The sequence below is a fragment of the Desulfosarcina ovata subsp. ovata genome (assembly GCF_009689005.1).
Classification (GTDB): domain Bacteria; phylum Desulfobacterota; class Desulfobacteria; order Desulfobacterales; family Desulfosarcinaceae; genus Desulfosarcina; species Desulfosarcina ovata.
This window is the reverse complement of the sequence record NZ_AP021879.1, coordinates 5,322,096-5,337,176: the sequence shown is the minus strand read 5'-3', so window position 1 is coordinate 5,337,176 and position 15,081 is coordinate 5,322,096. Positions and strand designations below refer to the sequence as shown.

Genomic DNA, 15,081 nt, shown 5'->3' with positions numbered 1-15,081 from the left:
CATCTCTCAAATCGCTCAGGACGTTTAAGGGAGGCTTGCCGTTTTTTTTTCTGTCGGGATCCCGTGTCGAGTAAAAATCTGTTTGACTTGCTCGACTGTAACCGACATCCCTCGTACGTCCAGGCGCTCAGCAACCAACGTTGGAGACACCCTGATCTTTACGGTTTTAAACGCTTCAATCAGCACGGCGATGGTTAATTCTGCTGATGGTGGTTCAACAACCGGTGCTGTCTTTTGCAAAAGAAAACGGCGCGTATTTAACTGCAGTTGTGCTTTTTCAGGATTTGCATCTGTATATAGAAAGAAACGTTCCAGCCGACGGCGACCGATCTGATTGTTTTTAACCAGCCCATGCAGTGCATTATGCAACGTGTTGGGAATTCTTATTTTCAACAAATTCAGCATTTCTTTGGGCATCATGCCGGCATCTGAAGAATGGACGATTTTGATGATGGTGTTTTTCAGCGTGCCATATTGTGAAAAACCAATCCCCTTATGAAACCACAATCCCCACTCATCAAAAATCGGTACATCCTGAAGCGTATAATAACGACCGGCATCCGTAAAACTCGTTAAATATCCCATGCGTTTGAGTCTTCGAAAAACACTCATTCGCGACGTCGTTTGAAGTAAATGATATAACTGGCCAATATCTGCGATATACTTCTTGTTGAAAAAGTTCCGAAGTACTGTCTTGGATTCTTCAAATGAGAGCATATGGCCTCATGATACAATTATTTGTATGAGTTTGAATTCATTCAAATAATCGTATCAATTCGACCCTCCTATGTCAACCCTCAGGTTTAATAATATCAAATGGTTACAAATTTTAGTGCCGCCATAATAATCGAACAGTGATACAATTATGAATGGATGTAGTGATATATTTAAATACATTTCGGTGGGTTAGTGAATCCAACTGCTAAGGCAAAAATAGTGTAACGCTTCCCGTTCTGTTTATTCAGGCCCCGTTTAAAAAATATCCCAAATATATTAATGCGTTAGTGATCATTGGCTGCCTTTAGGACGTTGCAAAATAATGTAACTTTTTCATCGTATTTCAGGCCTTGAAGCATCTTATGCCGCTGCGCGTTAGCGGTTAATAGAGAAACGATACAATAACAATAGACTTTACGAGAGTTAAAAAAAGTTACGATGTGGGATTTAGATTAACAGGTCTTGGGAGAAAGCTGCTTCGCCGCAGAGTGAGGGAAGAGATTGTTTTTTGGAGCCTACATGGGATGAAGATTGGCGAGAAAGTCGACCACCAGATTTAAATCGACGAAGCTATGGCCCAGTTCTTTGGCCTTGTCGCGGCAATCCGTGCAAATTTCCTTGAACTTTCTCATATCGCCCCTGGTGGCCACATAAATCTGTTCGATGGCTTCAGATTCAAAATCCTTGTATTCCAGGATGAAATCCTCGACTACGATGGGATACAGAATCAAGGTTTTCAATCGGCTGAGGATATCCGGATGCTGGCTGGTCAAATATGTCCTCACCTTTGGCAGTCCGGCCAAAACGATGGGCACGTGCGCGTCCATGATTCGTTTCAGGTAGGGCCAAACCCTTTTTTCGATGTCATTGGCCTCGTCGATGATGATGTAATAATCGGTCAGATTGCGGATCAGCTTCAAATGATGGGGCGTGCGCCGATAAGTGGCCACCGCCTCGTAGTTCAACCCTTGAAGGATGGAGGCCAACATTTCATGCACATTGAAAAGCGACTCCACCCATACGCCTTGAAGTTTTTTGGGTTTGAGCAGTTCGAGGAAACGAGTTTTTCCGACACCATATTCGCCCTCGATCAATACGCTCTGTCCCCGGTAGATCCGGTTGTATACCGCGGATAGATAGGAGACCCGGCGCTTATCGTTTATAAAACTTTGTTTTCGCTGCATGAGGCATACGGGGCCAAAGGGTTGTTTGACAATTGTCTTTCGCAATCCAAAATGAACGCATTGAAAAGCGCCTTGCCGGTGATGGTTTCAGGCTGGCGTAGTTTGATCGCGTAAGCGATATATCGTTTCCGGTGTTGCCGATAGATTGTTTGGGCGGCATCGAGGGTCAAACCCCGAAGATGGATGTCAATCAGTCGTGGCCTGTCCACCGCCATCTTTTTCTCCTGCAGAAAAGCGCTGATCAATTCAACCGCGTTGGGTTCGGTGCCTGCCTTTTTGACCGGCTTTTCGTAAGGTTCCCGGCGCAGCGCTTCACCCAGCAGGATACCGTTTTCCTTATGCTCGAAGATAAACAGCTTGTCGCCAAGATCGGAGATATACACCTTGGTGCTCTTGTGGCGGCTGAAGTGTTGCGCGCCAACGGCCACATAGTAGGTCTGCTTTTTGAAAGTAATGATGCCTTTCGCCCCCACGGTGGCGTTGATCTTGTCATAGCCGTATTTGACGAAATGGCGTACGTCATCCGCACTGAACGTTATCCACTCGTATTGGGCAAGACCGTCGTCAAACTTCTCCTTGGGCACCCAGGCCGATGTTTTACCGTTCACAGAATAATAGTGCTTTTGCTCATTGTGCTGCCGGCGATAGGCTTCGAGTAAACCACTCTGGCGCAGCGTTGCAAGATCGATGTCGAGATAGGTGATGGTAATTTTTCCTTTTTTGCCCTTTTTGTAGATATAGCCCGGTTCTGTCTTAACGATGCGGTCTTCAAAGTGCTTGATGATCCGCATTTCAAAATGATGGATGCTGCGATGGGATGATTCCAGATGTGCTTTGTCCTTGGGCGCATGGATGCGTGAGAAGTTTGGTTGCAGATAAAATCCGCCTGGCAATGAAAATTTGATGTTCAGTTCGTTGATGGGGCGTTTCAGGTTGACAAAACCCTTTGCATTGTCCGGTCTCAGCCGTATCTTTTTTTGCGGAAAGGGGGTGCTCACCAAAAATTTCTCGAACAGGTCCACCGAATTTAGACTGCTTTCGGAAAAATAGGCGTCAAGCACAAGCATGTTGCGCGATCCGGTGTCAAAAAACTCGATCACCTGGGGCTTGGCCCAAACGCCGTCGTCCGATCGAATCTTGAAATAGCGAAACCTGCATCCGTCCATTTGAATCAAATCGAAGACCGGTTCGTCCTTAAAGCAGACGCTGGGATCGTTCTTTTCCTCGAAGTCTGGTTTTTCCAAATAGACCTTGAGGTTGGCTTGCCTGGCAAAACGCCTTAAAGCGCTAAGTGAGATGCTACGTTCGAACTCTTGTTCGAGCCAGGCGTGGTAATTTTTGATGGTTCGTCCATGGCGGGTGATAAATACAAAACGATCGTCCGATGGATCGCTGGAAGCCTTGACCATCTCGATGAAGCGGTTTTGGATTTTTTCGGTCAAGACCCGGCGCCGGCCGCTGCACTTTCTGCCTTCCATGATGCCTTGGCCGGCAAGCAGCAGCGGTTTGGGAATGACGCCGGTCTTACGGTATTGATCCATGTAATATTTTTTGGCCCTGCGTTTGGCGCTGCCGGTTTTGTCCATGATCTTTTTGTGCAGCAAGATCAGGAAACGGTCGTCCATGGGCAGTTGTTCAAAGTCTTTGTCTTTCATGACGAATGATTTTCTCTTTCATCACTTTCAGCCAGAATAAGGCCGCTTGTCTGGATGTCGTTTGCCAATCATCGTTTTGCGCCGACCGAATCTGTTCCAGCATGGCCATCACGGCCGTTTTATAGTCTGCGCTGATGATATCGACCACAGACGCATTCTTTTTTTTGACATGCTTGGCCTTTAGGGTTTGATGGGCGTACTTTCTAATATTCTTAGCCGTGAGCGCCATGCCGGATGCGATAAATGCACGCCAGATCTTGCGTTGATCCTCTTTTGTAAAACGCGTTAGAATCCTGGCCTGGTATTCATTCTCCGGAAGGATGCCGTCGCCAATTGGAGACAAATTGTCGATGACATTGGCGGCCTTAATCAGACGATATGCCTGGGATCGGGCCATATCCCACCGGTCCTTGACATAGCCTTCAAACGAATCGAACAGCAAATCTCGAAACAATTGATCGTCTCGAATCTGCTTTAATGCCTTACCGGTTTGGTGAAAATGGTGTTGATTGGCAGCGATGATCTCCTCCAATTGGGTGAGTCGGTTGTTGGCCATCTGTTCACCCGATGCTCATCCGTTTCCCGATATCGCCAAGCAGTTGATTCAATTCCAACCGTTGGTCCGTTAAAGGATCCGGTCTGTTTGGTACAAGGGTTTGCAAATATTTGACACTGTCAACGAATCCAAGGCCTTTCACGGTCATGACCAAATCAATCGGGTTGAAGTTTTTCTCGCAAAGAAAGCACCTGGCGAGATTGGTCTTGGGGTTGGTCGCGGTTTGAAATTCATTGCATAGCGGGCATAGAAAACGAAAAATGCCTTCGATCACTTTAGATGGGATATGAAGCTGTTCTTTGATCAGCCAGTCAACCGGGATCCGATTGCGCAGTTGAAACAGTTCTCCCCCTGTAAACCGTCGTCTCATGATATTGGCCTCCTTATCTGCGTAAAAAATCCTGAAAAAGATTTCATCCATAACCACGGCGTGGAAAATGGCTCACAATTTCACCCGGCCGACCGCAAAAATGGCAGCGGCATCGAAAACCGAGGCGAAAAGGTACCGAAATTTCGATCTGTGGTGGCAACATAACCCGTTTAAAAGGGCTTGTTGAAGTATGATCATCCATGTTTTTTCTACGTGGATCGATTTCACGATGCCGACGACGGTTTTCGGCAAGACGGTGGGCTTTTTTACCTTTATCGGTTTTACGGTAGCGTCGCTGCGCTTTTCGACGGGACTGGAGACGACCGGCGATGCGGCATGCATCGCAACAATAAGCATGCCCACGAAAGCAGCACCGGCACACACAAAAAACGGTGTTGCACCAACGACAGGATATTTGGATCAGCTTTACCATCCGGCCTTGAAAGTGGCCGGAGTTTAAAGTAATTTACTTAATGAACATCCGGCCTTGATACGGAGTTCACCCTGAAAGCCCGGAAGTGATGGTTCCGGGCTTTCTCCTCATTTTCTTGGACCATGACAATACCCACTTTACAACCTACAAAAACTTTTTGGTAAAAACGATTGCCGGCGGGAGCTATTGCGGCGGGGTAGCGTGGTAGGTTTATTGATTTTTGGGGCGGGGTCTCGCTGCGGGATAGTAGAACCAACCGTTACACTTTTGCCGCATAGGCGGGGTAGGCCGTTACACTATTTTTGCCTTAGCAGAAGGGTGATCATCGGCATTTCGATGGAAAAGAAAGTGCCTATGTATTCACGACTCCGGAACAGTTGGTCGCTGATTTCCAGCATGATATAAAGAGGTTGAACCATGAAAACCGTAACTCTTGACGTACGAAAACCTGCCGATTCGATGGCAGATTTTACAAAGGCATGGAAAACAGGAAAGGCCCAAGAGTCCGCACGCATCAGCTTTGCAACTCCGGAATTGCTTTGGAGGGTATTAACCGCAAAGCGGTGGGAGTTGCTCAAGGTTCTCTGCGGAGCAGGTCCTGTCTCAATCCGCGAAGCAGCGAGACGTGTCGGGCGTGATGTAAAGGCAGTTCATGGTGATGTTACTGCACTTTTAAACGCTGGGATACTCATTCGCACCGACGACAGGCGTATTGTCTTTCTATTCGAAGCTGTTAAAGTCGAATTTCTGTTGCATGTGGCATAGCCGAACCCCCTTTCATTTTCGGGTTGGAATCGTAATACGGTTGAGTTGGGTCTGAATGAAAAACGCACCGGCATCATTTGTTTGGGTGCAAAAAAAGCTTGTTGCGGCAACAAAATTTGGGAAGAAAAACATCCAGAGGTCGCCGCAGTGTTATTTGAATTGGCCGAATTCCATGCCCAACAGGACCCGACTTTCCGTACAACGTTGTCATTTACTCGTTTGACGGCAGCGGAAGCACTAAAACAGTTGCGAGATAAGGGTTTCCCGGAGGAAATGCTCCCATCACCCAGAACCATGGCAAATATACTCAACCGAAACGGCTTTCGTTTGCGTCTGGTAGAGAAAGCCAAACCTTTAAAAAAAACCCGCAAACAGACGCTATTTTCAACAATATCAAAGAAAAGGACGGACAACAGTTTGACGAAGGAGAGACCAAGCGAATAAGCATTGACTGCAAGGCCACCGTGAAAATCGGAGAATATAGCCGCGGAGGTAAAACACGTGGCGATAATCAGGCTGCCGACCACGACATGGGTTGTAAGGAAAAATATACGCCGTTTGGTGTATTGGATGAAGACAGCGGACAGTTGAACATCATCTTTGGAAGTTCCTTCAAGACAAGCGATTTTATCTTAGACAGCCTATATGAATGGTGGGACCACATACCTGCCGAGGAACGCGATAGCATTTCCCTCCTTCAGATTAAGGCTGATAACGGCCCGGAGAGCAATGGGCAGCGAACTCAGTTTCTCAAGCGAATGGTGGATTTCACTGACTACATCGCAAAGCCCGTACAAATTCTTTATTACCCGCCATACCACAGCAAATATAACCCTGTGGAGCGATGTTGGGGAATCTTGGAACAACATTGGAACGGAACCAAGCTTGTGGATAGGGAAACCATGCTTGAATGGGCGAAGAGCATGACATGGAAAGGTATCAACCCGATTGTGAAGTTCAGTCAAAAAGTGTATCTTAAAGGGATCTCACTGTCTAAAAAGGCTATGCGAAAAGTGGAATCAAGGTTGCAACGAAATCCTCTGTTGCCGAAATGGGACATCAGGATAAATCCTGCTTAAAGATTGGTATGGATATTTTGGCAAATCACCTTAGCATTCCCCTGCTGGTACCCTAATGAGCCAAAATACCTAACCACCGGACGATGTCCAATGGCCGGCAAGCCGTCCGGGATGAATTCCTGACCGGCCAATTTACGAAAAAAACCGCCTGGCCGGCAGTAGGAAAAAGTTTCCGGCGGCCGGACGGGCGGTTGGTGGGATAGCACTTAATACAGTCGTTCGCAGGCTTGGCCCGCACAGCTCATCAGTGGGACTTGGCGCGGGTCCAGGCCTCGTCCATGATGCGGTTCTGCTTGCCCAGATCCTTGGTGAAGTAAAGCTTTTCCATGATCTCGGGAGTGGGATAAATACCCGAATTTTCAAGGTCTTCCGGCGTAATGTGAGCTTCGGCGGCCGCGTTGGGGGTGGCGTACTGGTTGTAGTTGGAGAGTTCGGCACCCACCTGGGGATCGAGAATCCAGTTGATCCACTTGTGCGCCGCCGCGGGGTTGGGCGCCTTGGCGGGAATGCACATGGAGTCATACCAGATCTCACTACCCTCTTTGGGAATCACGAAACCCAGTTTGTCCGGTTCCTGGCTGACCGACTGGATGGCGTCGCCATTGTAGACGATAGCGGCCACGGCCGTGCCGGCAACCACATCGTTCTTACCGCCCACACCCGGTTTGAAGCCCATGCAGTTCTTGGTGCGTTTGGTGGCCACCAGAAGGTCGGCGGCGGCCTTGAGATCCACGGGGTTGGTGCTGTTGAAATCCTTGCCCTGGTAGACCAGGGCGATGCCCATCATCTCACGGACCGAGTCGATCAGCCAGAAGGCGCCGGGCTGTTTCGCCGCATCGAAGAGCACGGACCAGCTTTTCACCGCATCCGCGCTGACTTTGTCCTTGCGGTACATGAGCCCCACCGTGCCCCACTGGTAGGCCACGGAGTATTTGTTGCCCGGATCATAGGTGGTGTTTCGGAAAATCGGTTTGAGGTTGCCCAGGTTGGGTATCTGTCCGTGATCCAGGGGCTGGACCAGGTTCTGGTTGATCAATACCGGCATGATGTAGTCGGACGGCACGATGATGTCATACTGGCTCACGCCACCGGCCTGGAGCTTGGCCACCATCTCCTCGTTGTTCTCGTAGATATCCAGCCGCACCTTGATCCCGGTCCGGGCCTCGAAGTCGGTCGGCATTTTCTCCTCGTCCATATACTCCGACCAAGTATAAATTCTCACCTCTTCGGCACTGGCCGCCACTACCGACAACAGCACCATTACCGCCATGAGCAGTCCAATTTTTCGCATCGCCTCTTCTCCTTTTTTCGATCTTTATGGGTAATGTCGCGCCCCCCTTCCGGCGGGGTTACGCAGCCTCGTGTTTGCGGGTAAAGCGTTCGGTCGCAACGACCAGAATCACGGTGACCAGCATGATCAGGGTTGACAGGGCATGGATCTGCGGGGTCACCCCCCGACGCACGGCCGCGAAAATGAACAGCGGCAGCGTCTGGGAATCGGGGCCGGCAGTAAAAAAGCTGATCACGAAATCATCCAGCGAGAGGGTGAAGGCCAGCATCGCACCGGCGATGATGCCGGGCATGAGCAGCGGCAGCATCACTTTTCTCAAGATATACCAGTTGGTGGCGAACAGGTCACGGGCCGCCTCCTCCACTTCACTGCCGATAGCCACCAGGCGACTTCTCACCACCAGGGCGACGAAGGCGATCTGGAAAGTGATATGGCCAATGATCATGTTAAGAAGGCCCGGCTCGAAAATGGAGGAGACCATGCGCAACAGGCCGAAGGCCACCACCAGGGCGGCGGCCAGGATAATATCGGGGATCACCACGGGAATGTGCAGGATCACGTCCAGAACGCCGCTGGTCCGCGGCCGCCAGGGAAAACGGTCCATGGCAATGGCCAGGATGGTTCCCAACAGGGTGGCGACGATGGTGGAGACCACGGCCAGCAGCAGCGTGTTCCAGGCGGCCTGGAGAATCCAGTCGTTCTCGAACAGCTTGAGATACCACTTAAGGGTGAACCCCTTCCAGACCAGCCCGCGGCGGGCGTCGTTGACCGAAAAAATCGCCACTCCCAGAAGGGGCAGGTAGAGAAAAAGCAGGGTCAGGCAGGACGCCGCGACGATCAGGGGATGCTGGCGTCTCATACGTATTCGATCTCCTTGCCCTTGCGACGGTAAATCTGCAGTCCGATCATGGTCAGCACCATCAGTCCCATGCTGATGGCCGCCCCGAAGGGCCAATCCCGGCTGGGGCCGAACTGCTGCTGGATCAAGTTGCCCACCAGCATGTACTTGGCGCCGCCCAGAAGATCGGGCACCACGAACATACCCATGGCCGGGATGAATGTCAGGATGATGCCCACCGACAGCCCCGGCATGGTCTGGGGCAGAATCGCCTGAGTGAAAACGCGCACCCTTGACGCGTAAAGATCCTGGGCCGCCTCGACCAGCGACCAATCCAGCCGTTCCACACTGGCGTATAGCGGCAGGGTCACGAAGGGCAGAAACATGGATACCATGCCCAGATAAACGGCAAAGGCGTTGGGGTAGAGCGGCGCACCGTCGGGAATGAATCCGAAAATCGCGGCGATGCGGGCAAAGGGCATCTCCGGCGAGAGGATCAGAAACCAGGCGTAAGCCCGGATAACCATGTTGGTCCAGAAGGGGATGATCACCAGGGTCAGCCACATGTAGCGGCTGCGCTCGGGTCGGCCGGCAATGAAAAAGCAAAGCGGATAGGAGAGCAGCACGGATACCCCGGTAGTGACAAAGGCCACCACCACCGACCGCCAGAGGATCATCAGGTAATCGGGCGTCCAGCCGAAAAGGGAAAACCCGGCCAGGCGTTTGTAGTTCTCCAGCGTGAAGGTCCACTCCAGCTGGCCGTAGGCCCCCCGGGTAATGCAGCTCACTGCCACCAGCACCAGCCCGGGCAGTACCAGAAAGAGCATCAGCCAGAGCATGCCGGGTATCAGCAGGAGCCTCCCGCGCCGAATCAGTTGGCCGCGGGTGGTCAGTTCGCCGTACCAGGTCAGAATCGAATCAGCGAGTTTCGTCTTCAAGAATCACGAGCTCCTTGGGGGCCAGTTCCAGCCATACCTCCCGGCCGGGATCGATGCGCCGATAGGAACTGGTGCGTACCCTGATCGGCCCCGGTTCCAGCCACAGATCAAAATTGGTTCCGCGGTAGACGATTTCGCTGACCCGCGCCCGGATGCCATTACACTGGGGCTCGGTCTCACCGATGCCGATCCACTCGGGACGGATGGCCACGGTGCCTTTCTCCCAGGACGGCGCTTTTTCCAGGGCCAGGAAACCGAAAGCGGTCTGGACCCCGCCGGGAACCCGGGTCGCCTCGATCAGGTTGGCCGCACCGAGAAACTGGGCCACGAAGCTGTCCCGGGGATAATCGTACACCATTTCGGGCTCACCGCACTGCACCACATGGCCCTGCCGCATCACGGCGATCCGGTCGCTGCATACCAGGGCCTCGGCCTGATCGTGGGTCACCAAGATGAAGGTGCGCCTCAGTTTGCGCTGCAGCCGACGCAGGTCCTCCTGCACCTGGGCGCGCAGCCGGGCGTCCAGAGCGCTCATGGGCTCGTCCAGGAGCAGGACGTCCGGTTCGTTGACCAGGGCGCGGGCCAGGGCCACGCGTTGTTTCTGGCCACCGGATAGCTGATGCGGATGGCGCCGGGCCATGGGGCCAAGGTCCAGCATCTCCAGCCGGCGGTCAACCCGCTTTTTAATTTCATCCTCGGGAAATTTGCGTGAGCGCAGGCCGAAAGCCACGTTTTCGTATATGGTCAGGTGCGGAAACAAGGCGTAGCTCTGAAACACCGTGTTGACCTGGCGTTTGATGGCCGGCAGGTGGGTGATCTCTTTGCCGCCGCTGAAAATACGGCCCGAATCGGCCAGTTCCAGCCCGGCAATGATCCGCAACAGGGTAGTTTTGCCGCATCCCGACGGTCCCAGGAGGGTAAAAAACTCTCCCGGGGCAACATCCAGGCTGACATCGTTCAGTGCTTTGACGTCACCGAATTGTTTGCAGATGTGTTGAATCGAGAGGCCTTGGTCAGTGGTCAACGTCTGATTCATATCCTATGGATCGATTTTCTGTTTTTCGCGGGCATGGCCCGCTACAAGCATCAATGGCTTCGTCAACTACGGTGTTCTGTCGAACTGGCCATGCCTGCGACCGTTAATCGAGTGCCCATCCAGAAATGACCAATTTGCCTATTTCTGGATGGACACTAATCTTATGGAACAGGGTCCGGATGCGGCTGTCTTGGGAATATGGCGGCCACCTGTAATGCGATTGCCGCTAAAAGTCAAAGGTCTTTTCAGGCAAACAGGGTGAATTTGTTCTGTTTGTAACCCCTTGATCTTACATGTCTGTAGAATATGCAACGAATCTATCATTTCAGTTGGTTAGCATTAGAACAAATTTACCGTGTCAGGCAAACGATGCGGGTTGAACGGTCTGCCCGGACCGCCCCACAGCACTTAAGGGGCGCTTGGAAACCGCTTTGCGGCGCCGGCGGGTGTAGACGGTTCGCTGCCGGAGGGTTTCGTCGATGGTCACCCCCAGTTCGGCGAGGTTGCGAAAGCAGTACTCGCGGGCACCGGCGTCGAGCTGCTCGGGCACGAACAGCCCCGCCGCGTTGAAGACGTCGTCAACCATCATCTTGACAAAAACCGAGGCGCACTGGCCGGTCAGGTAGGCTTCATGGCTGAGTCCCGAGGTCTCGAAGGCTTCCACCAGGCCGGGTCCCACGGCGTAGCTGTCGATGCGCACGGGATCCTTCCCCTTGGTTCCCTCCACACGCACCAGAAAGGCACCCTCCTCGGCCACGACACCGTCATCGATGATGGACTTGAGTTCATCGGGATACTTGGGTGCCGGCGGGCAGAGTTTCAGGATCAGATCCATGGGCACCACCGGGGTTCCGTTCAGATCCACCGACTGGTTGGAAAGCAGGCCCATTTTGTAGAGCAGTTCGGAAAATTTGACCCCGAATCCGCCGTATTTGAAGTCGACGTTCCTGACCCCCTTGAGCACCGTGTCGGCCAAAAGCCCCATGGTCACCGGTTCATCGTGCTCATGATCCACCATGCGCACTTCCCGGTCGATGCCGCGCAGCTTCATGCGGATCGGACGGCTGAAGGGCTTGTCCGTAACGTGCCGGCCATTTTCGAATCGGAAGGTTTTGTAGGCCATGTCCCCGAACGCCACTTGCGGGGACCACCAGAAGGGGGTGAAGCGCCGGGTCAATACGTTTTCATAAACATAGATACTGATCGTTTCGCAGCGGTCCATTTTTTCGACCGCCTCGCGGGCCATGATGTTGGCCAGGCCGGGAGAAGAGCCGGCACCGACCAGGGCGGTGAGGCCTTTGGCCTTGAATTTCGCGTGCCAGTCGGAAAACAGCAGTTTGTAACTCTCCACGAAACCGATGTCTTCCATGGGACCGGCCATATCGAAGTAGGAAGCGCCCACGGCCAGCGCCGCTTCCATGATCGTCAGGTTGTACTCCAGGGGCAGGCCGTTGACGATCAGGTCACACCCTTCGGCCGCCTGGATGACATTCTTGACCGCACTGGCATCCAGCTTGAGGGCCGATGCCTTGCCCAGCGAATCACTGAGGACACGGGCGGCCTTGAAGTCGTAATCCGCACAAATGATCTCCGATACTCCGGGGTGCTCGTTCAGGCGTTTGGCAACGGTACTGCCCTGGGCGCCCACGCCGATAACGATGATGCGTTGCATGCATTCTCCTTGTATAGGAATTGAACCGTCAACGCCTCAGATGGCCAAGAGCAGGCTCCCGTCAACAACTTACCCTTCTGGAACGGTTATCAAATACCATCGAATGCGTTGCGTATCCGGCGCAAATGCGCCGTTGTCGACGACAGAGCAACCATTGCTCCCAATTTCCATATAGTTATTTCTTATTCCTATTGCAACATTTATTTTGACTATTTTAGCGTTTTTCGTTATATTTTTTTATATTTTTAACTTTTTCCGCTTTTTTCATCCAATTTTTAGGTATTCAGTCAAGGAAAACCACCCATGAAAGCCACCTCATCCGGGATACAGAAGCTCGATCGGGTCGACCGTAAAATGGTCGGCCTGCTGCAGAAGGACGGACGCATGCCCATCGTCAACATCGCCAAGGAACTGGGTATTTCCGAAACCACGGCCCGGGGGCGGCTGAAACGCCTGATCAGTGAAAAAATCATCAGTGTGGTGGCCGTCAGCAACCCGATCCGACTGGGGTTTGAAATCATCGGCAACATCAAACTGGACATCGACCTGAAGAAAAAAGACGCCATCCTCCAGGCCCTCAAAGCCATCGAAGCCCTCAACTATGTGGCCCTGACCACCGGAGGCAACAACATCGACATCGAATTCATCGCCGGTTCCCTGGCGGAATTCAAAACCCTGATCTTCGAAAAGGTCAGCCAGATCGATGGCGTCAACTCGGTGGAGACCTCCCTGATCGTCGAAATTATTAAAGACACGTGGGACTATGGAACGGCGTGGGATGACGGACCGTGACGCCCCCTGAAGGGGAAAGGAATGGATCCGCGGGAGCCGTTTGGCGACCATGCGGGGACCGGCCCGGGCAATCGGCTCAAATAACATTATTGTATTTTTTTATTTAAATAAATACCATTTTGTATGCGCCACCCCCATAACCGGATTCCGGATTTTCCTGAAAACCGGCCTTATCCGCTGCTGGAAATTATTTTTCCATAATCATTCAAAATAGTTAATTCCCATCCCAAGGTCCTTCCATTCCAAGTGGCACACTACATGCCATTCATGGTGATCGGTTACGCGTATTACCATCGTAATACTGAACACTGTCGGTTGCACACTCAATGTACTCAAATGCAGGGCTGAAAGGAGCTAAAAATGAAATTCGGTTATCGCGCATGCCTCGGATTGATCGTCGGTTTGGTCGGTTGTCTCTTGGCCGGGACCGGGTTCGCCAAAGAGACCATCAAGGTTGGCGTTCTGCACTCCCTTTCCGGGACCATGGCCATTAGTGAGACCACCCTCAAGGACACCATGCTGATGCTCATTGACGAGCAAAACAAAAAGGGAGGCCTGCTTGGCAAAACCCTTGAACCGGTGGTGGTCGACCCGGCGTCCAACTGGCCGCTGTTCGCCGAGAAAGCCCGCGAGCTGATCGAAAAGGAAAAAGTGGCCGCCGTCTTCGGCTGCTGGACCTCGGTTTCCCGCAAGTCGGTCCTGCCGGTTTTCGAGGAATTGAACAGCCTGCTGTTCTACCCGGTTCAGTATGAGGGCGAGGAATCTTCCAAAAATGTATTTTATACCGGTGCGGCACCCAACCAGCAGGCCATCCCGGCGGTCGACTACCTGATGAACAACGTGGGCGTCAAACGCTGGGTCCTGGCCGGTACCGATTATGTCTATCCGCGCACGACCAACAAAATCCTCGAAGCCTATCTCAAATCCAAGGGCGTGGCCGCGGCGGATATCATGATCAACTACACGCCCTTCGGCCATTCCGACTGGCAGTCCATCGTTTCCGAGATCAAAAAGTTCGGCACGGCCGGCAAAAAGACCGCCGTGGTCTCCACCATCAACGGCGACGCCAATGTGCCCTTTTACAAGGAGCTGGGCAACCAGGGCGTCACCGCCGAATCGATCCCGGTGGTGGCCTTTTCCGTGGGTGAAGAAGAACTTTCCGGTATCGATACCAAACCGCTGGTGGGCCACCTGGCCGCCTGGAACTACTTCATGAGTGTGGATACGGAAATCAACGATACCTTCATCGACAACTGGCTGGCCTTCATCAAAAATGACAAGCGGGTGACCAACGATCCCATGGAAGCTCATTTCATCGGCTTCAACATGTGGGTCAAGGCGGTCGAGAAAGCCGGCACCACCGATCCGACGGCCGTTCAGGAAGCCATCATCGGAATCACCGTGCCCAACCTCTCCGGCGGCTATTCCGCCATGATGCCCAACCATCATATCACCAAACCGGTGCTGATCGGTGAGATCCAGGATGACGGTCAGTTCGAAATCGTCTGGCGGACCAAGGGCCTGGTGGTGGGTGACGCCTGGTCCGATTACCTGCAAGGGTCCAAGGACCTCATCTCCGACTGGCGCGCCCCGCTGGCCTGCGGCAACTACAACGTCAAGACCGGCAAGTGCTCCGGGCAGCAGTAACCCGAGAGGGTTCTCTCAGACGCCGATGGCAGGCGTCCGGGGAACCCGTCAACCATGGCTTCCTCCCACCCTGTCGGCAGGGGTAAACGGCGCCGTCGGGCAACCGGT

The 15,081-nt window shown here is 52.7% G+C and carries 16 protein-coding genes; 6 read left to right on the top strand and 10 right to left on the bottom strand.

Annotated features, from left to right (window positions below; genetic code table 11):
* Positions 1-24 precede the first annotated feature (24 nt).
* The 5 genes from GN112_RS23495 to GN112_RS23475 form a co-directional block, all read right to left on the bottom strand.
* Positions 25-717 carry a hypothetical protein gene (locus tag GN112_RS23495; protein WP_155312427.1) on the bottom strand — a complete coding sequence of 231 codons (693 nt, stop codon included), beginning with the start codon at positions 715-717 and terminating at the stop codon, positions 25-27.
* A gap of 515 nt (positions 718-1,232) precedes the next feature.
* Positions 1,233-1,901 (bottom strand): AAA family ATPase, encoded by a 669-nt coding sequence (locus GN112_RS23490; RefSeq protein WP_155312426.1) that lies wholly within the window; start codon positions 1,899-1,901, stop codon positions 1,233-1,235.
* Entirely contained in the window at positions 1,877-3,556 is a 1,680-nt protein-coding gene (locus GN112_RS23485) for an integrase (protein WP_155309035.1), read from the bottom strand. The genes GN112_RS23490 and GN112_RS23485 overlap by 25 nt, the downstream gene beginning before the upstream one ends.
* Positions 3,537-4,112: a plasmid partition family protein gene (locus GN112_RS23480; protein ID WP_155309688.1), complete on the bottom strand. Its 576-nt coding sequence runs from the start codon at positions 4,110-4,112 to the stop codon at positions 3,537-3,539. Before GN112_RS23480 ends, GN112_RS23485 begins: the two co-directional genes overlap by 20 nt.
* 4 nt (positions 4,113-4,116) lie before the next feature.
* Positions 4,117-4,482, bottom strand: coding sequence for a hypothetical protein (locus GN112_RS23475; RefSeq protein ID WP_197743251.1), 366 nt, complete (start codon positions 4,480-4,482; stop codon positions 4,117-4,119).
* Positions 4,483-4,711: 229 nt separating this feature from the next.
* Here GN112_RS23475 and GN112_RS23470 point away from each other — a divergent pair, with 229 nt between their 5' ends.
* The 4 genes from GN112_RS23470 (at position 4,712) to GN112_RS23455 (ending at position 6,759) form a co-directional block, all read left to right on the top strand.
* A complete protein-coding gene (locus tag GN112_RS23470) occupies positions 4,712-4,942 on the top strand; it encodes a hypothetical protein (RefSeq protein WP_155309029.1) in 231 nt (76 codons plus the stop codon).
* Positions 4,943-5,332: 390 nt separating this feature from the next.
* Positions 5,333-5,680, top strand: a complete 348-nt coding sequence (locus GN112_RS23465; protein ID WP_155312425.1) for an HVO_A0114 family putative DNA-binding protein — start codon at positions 5,333-5,335, stop codon at positions 5,678-5,680.
* Between the two features lie 45 nt (positions 5,681-5,725).
* Positions 5,726-6,124: an ISAzo13-like element transposase-related protein gene (locus tag GN112_RS34515; RefSeq protein ID WP_155312424.1), complete on the top strand. Its 399-nt coding sequence runs from the start codon at positions 5,726-5,728 to the stop codon at positions 6,122-6,124.
* Positions 6,125-6,144: 20 nt separating this feature from the next.
* Positions 6,145-6,759 (top strand): ISAzo13-like element transposase-related protein, encoded by a 615-nt coding sequence (locus GN112_RS23455; RefSeq protein WP_174247671.1) that lies wholly within the window; start codon positions 6,145-6,147, stop codon positions 6,757-6,759.
* A 244-nt stretch (positions 6,760-7,003) separates the two neighbouring features.
* Here GN112_RS23455 and GN112_RS23450 read toward each other — a convergent pair whose 3' ends face one another.
* From GN112_RS23450 to GN112_RS23430, 5 genes are all read right to left on the bottom strand, one after another.
* Positions 7,004-8,050 (bottom strand): polyamine ABC transporter substrate-binding protein, encoded by a 1,047-nt coding sequence (locus GN112_RS23450; protein ID WP_155312422.1) that lies wholly within the window; start codon positions 8,048-8,050, stop codon positions 7,004-7,006.
* A 58-nt stretch (positions 8,051-8,108) separates the two neighbouring features.
* Positions 8,109-8,909 carry an ABC transporter permease gene (locus GN112_RS23445; RefSeq protein WP_155312421.1) on the bottom strand — a complete coding sequence of 267 codons (801 nt, stop codon included), beginning with the start codon at positions 8,907-8,909 and terminating at the stop codon, positions 8,109-8,111.
* Positions 8,906-9,826, bottom strand: coding sequence for an ABC transporter permease (locus GN112_RS23440; protein WP_231717111.1), 921 nt, complete (start codon positions 9,824-9,826; stop codon positions 8,906-8,908). The genes GN112_RS23445 and GN112_RS23440 overlap by 4 nt, the downstream gene beginning before the upstream one ends.
* Positions 9,807-10,850, bottom strand: coding sequence for an ABC transporter ATP-binding protein (locus GN112_RS23435; RefSeq protein WP_231717110.1), 1,044 nt, complete (start codon positions 10,848-10,850; stop codon positions 9,807-9,809). The genes GN112_RS23440 and GN112_RS23435 overlap by 20 nt, the downstream gene beginning before the upstream one ends.
* Positions 10,851-11,220: 370 nt before the next feature.
* On the bottom strand, positions 11,221-12,534 hold the full coding sequence (locus GN112_RS23430; protein ID WP_155312419.1) for a saccharopine dehydrogenase family protein: 1,314 nt from the start codon (positions 12,532-12,534) through the stop codon (positions 11,221-11,223).
* Between the two features lie 303 nt (positions 12,535-12,837).
* Here GN112_RS23430 and GN112_RS23425 point away from each other — a divergent pair, with 303 nt between their 5' ends.
* A complete protein-coding gene (locus tag GN112_RS23425; RefSeq protein ID WP_155312418.1) occupies positions 12,838-13,326 on the top strand; it encodes an Lrp/AsnC family transcriptional regulator in 489 nt (162 codons plus the stop codon).
* A 360-nt stretch (positions 13,327-13,686) separates the two neighbouring features.
* Positions 13,687-14,973 (top strand): urea ABC transporter substrate-binding protein, encoded by a 1,287-nt coding sequence (gene urtA / locus GN112_RS23420; protein WP_155312417.1) that lies wholly within the window; start codon positions 13,687-13,689, stop codon positions 14,971-14,973.
* Positions 14,974-15,081 lie beyond the last annotated feature (108 nt).

Coding starts and splice junctions, on each gene's coding strand:
- GN112_RS23495 (WP_155312427.1), bottom strand. CDS start 717: ATGCTCTCATTTGAAGAATCCAAGACAGTACTTCGGAACTTTTTCAAC.
- GN112_RS23490 (WP_155312426.1), bottom strand. CDS start 1,901: ATGCAGCGAAAACAAAGTTTTATAAACGATAAGCGCCGGGTCTCCTAT.
- GN112_RS23485 (WP_155309035.1), bottom strand. CDS start 3,556: ATGAAAGACAAAGACTTTGAACAACTGCCCATGGACGACCGTTTCCTG.
- GN112_RS23480 (WP_155309688.1), bottom strand. CDS start 4,112: ATGGCCAACAACCGACTCACCCAATTGGAGGAGATCATCGCTGCCAAT.
- GN112_RS23475 (WP_197743251.1), bottom strand. CDS start 4,482: ATGAGACGACGGTTTACAGGGGGAGAACTGTTTCAACTGCGCAATCGG.
- GN112_RS23470 (WP_155309029.1), top strand. CDS start 4,712: ATGCCGACGACGGTTTTCGGCAAGACGGTGGGCTTTTTTACCTTTATC.
- GN112_RS23465 (WP_155312425.1), top strand. CDS start 5,333: ATGAAAACCGTAACTCTTGACGTACGAAAACCTGCCGATTCGATGGCA.
- GN112_RS23450 (WP_155312422.1), bottom strand. CDS start 8,050: ATGCGAAAAATTGGACTGCTCATGGCGGTAATGGTGCTGTTGTCGGTA.
- GN112_RS23445 (WP_155312421.1), bottom strand. CDS start 8,909: ATGAGACGCCAGCATCCCCTGATCGTCGCGGCGTCCTGCCTGACCCTG.
- GN112_RS23430 (WP_155312419.1), bottom strand. CDS start 12,534: ATGCAACGCATCATCGTTATCGGCGTGGGCGCCCAGGGCAGTACCGTT.
- GN112_RS23425 (WP_155312418.1), top strand. CDS start 12,838: ATGAAAGCCACCTCATCCGGGATACAGAAGCTCGATCGGGTCGACCGT.
- urtA (WP_155312417.1), top strand. CDS start 13,687: ATGAAATTCGGTTATCGCGCATGCCTCGGATTGATCGTCGGTTTGGTC.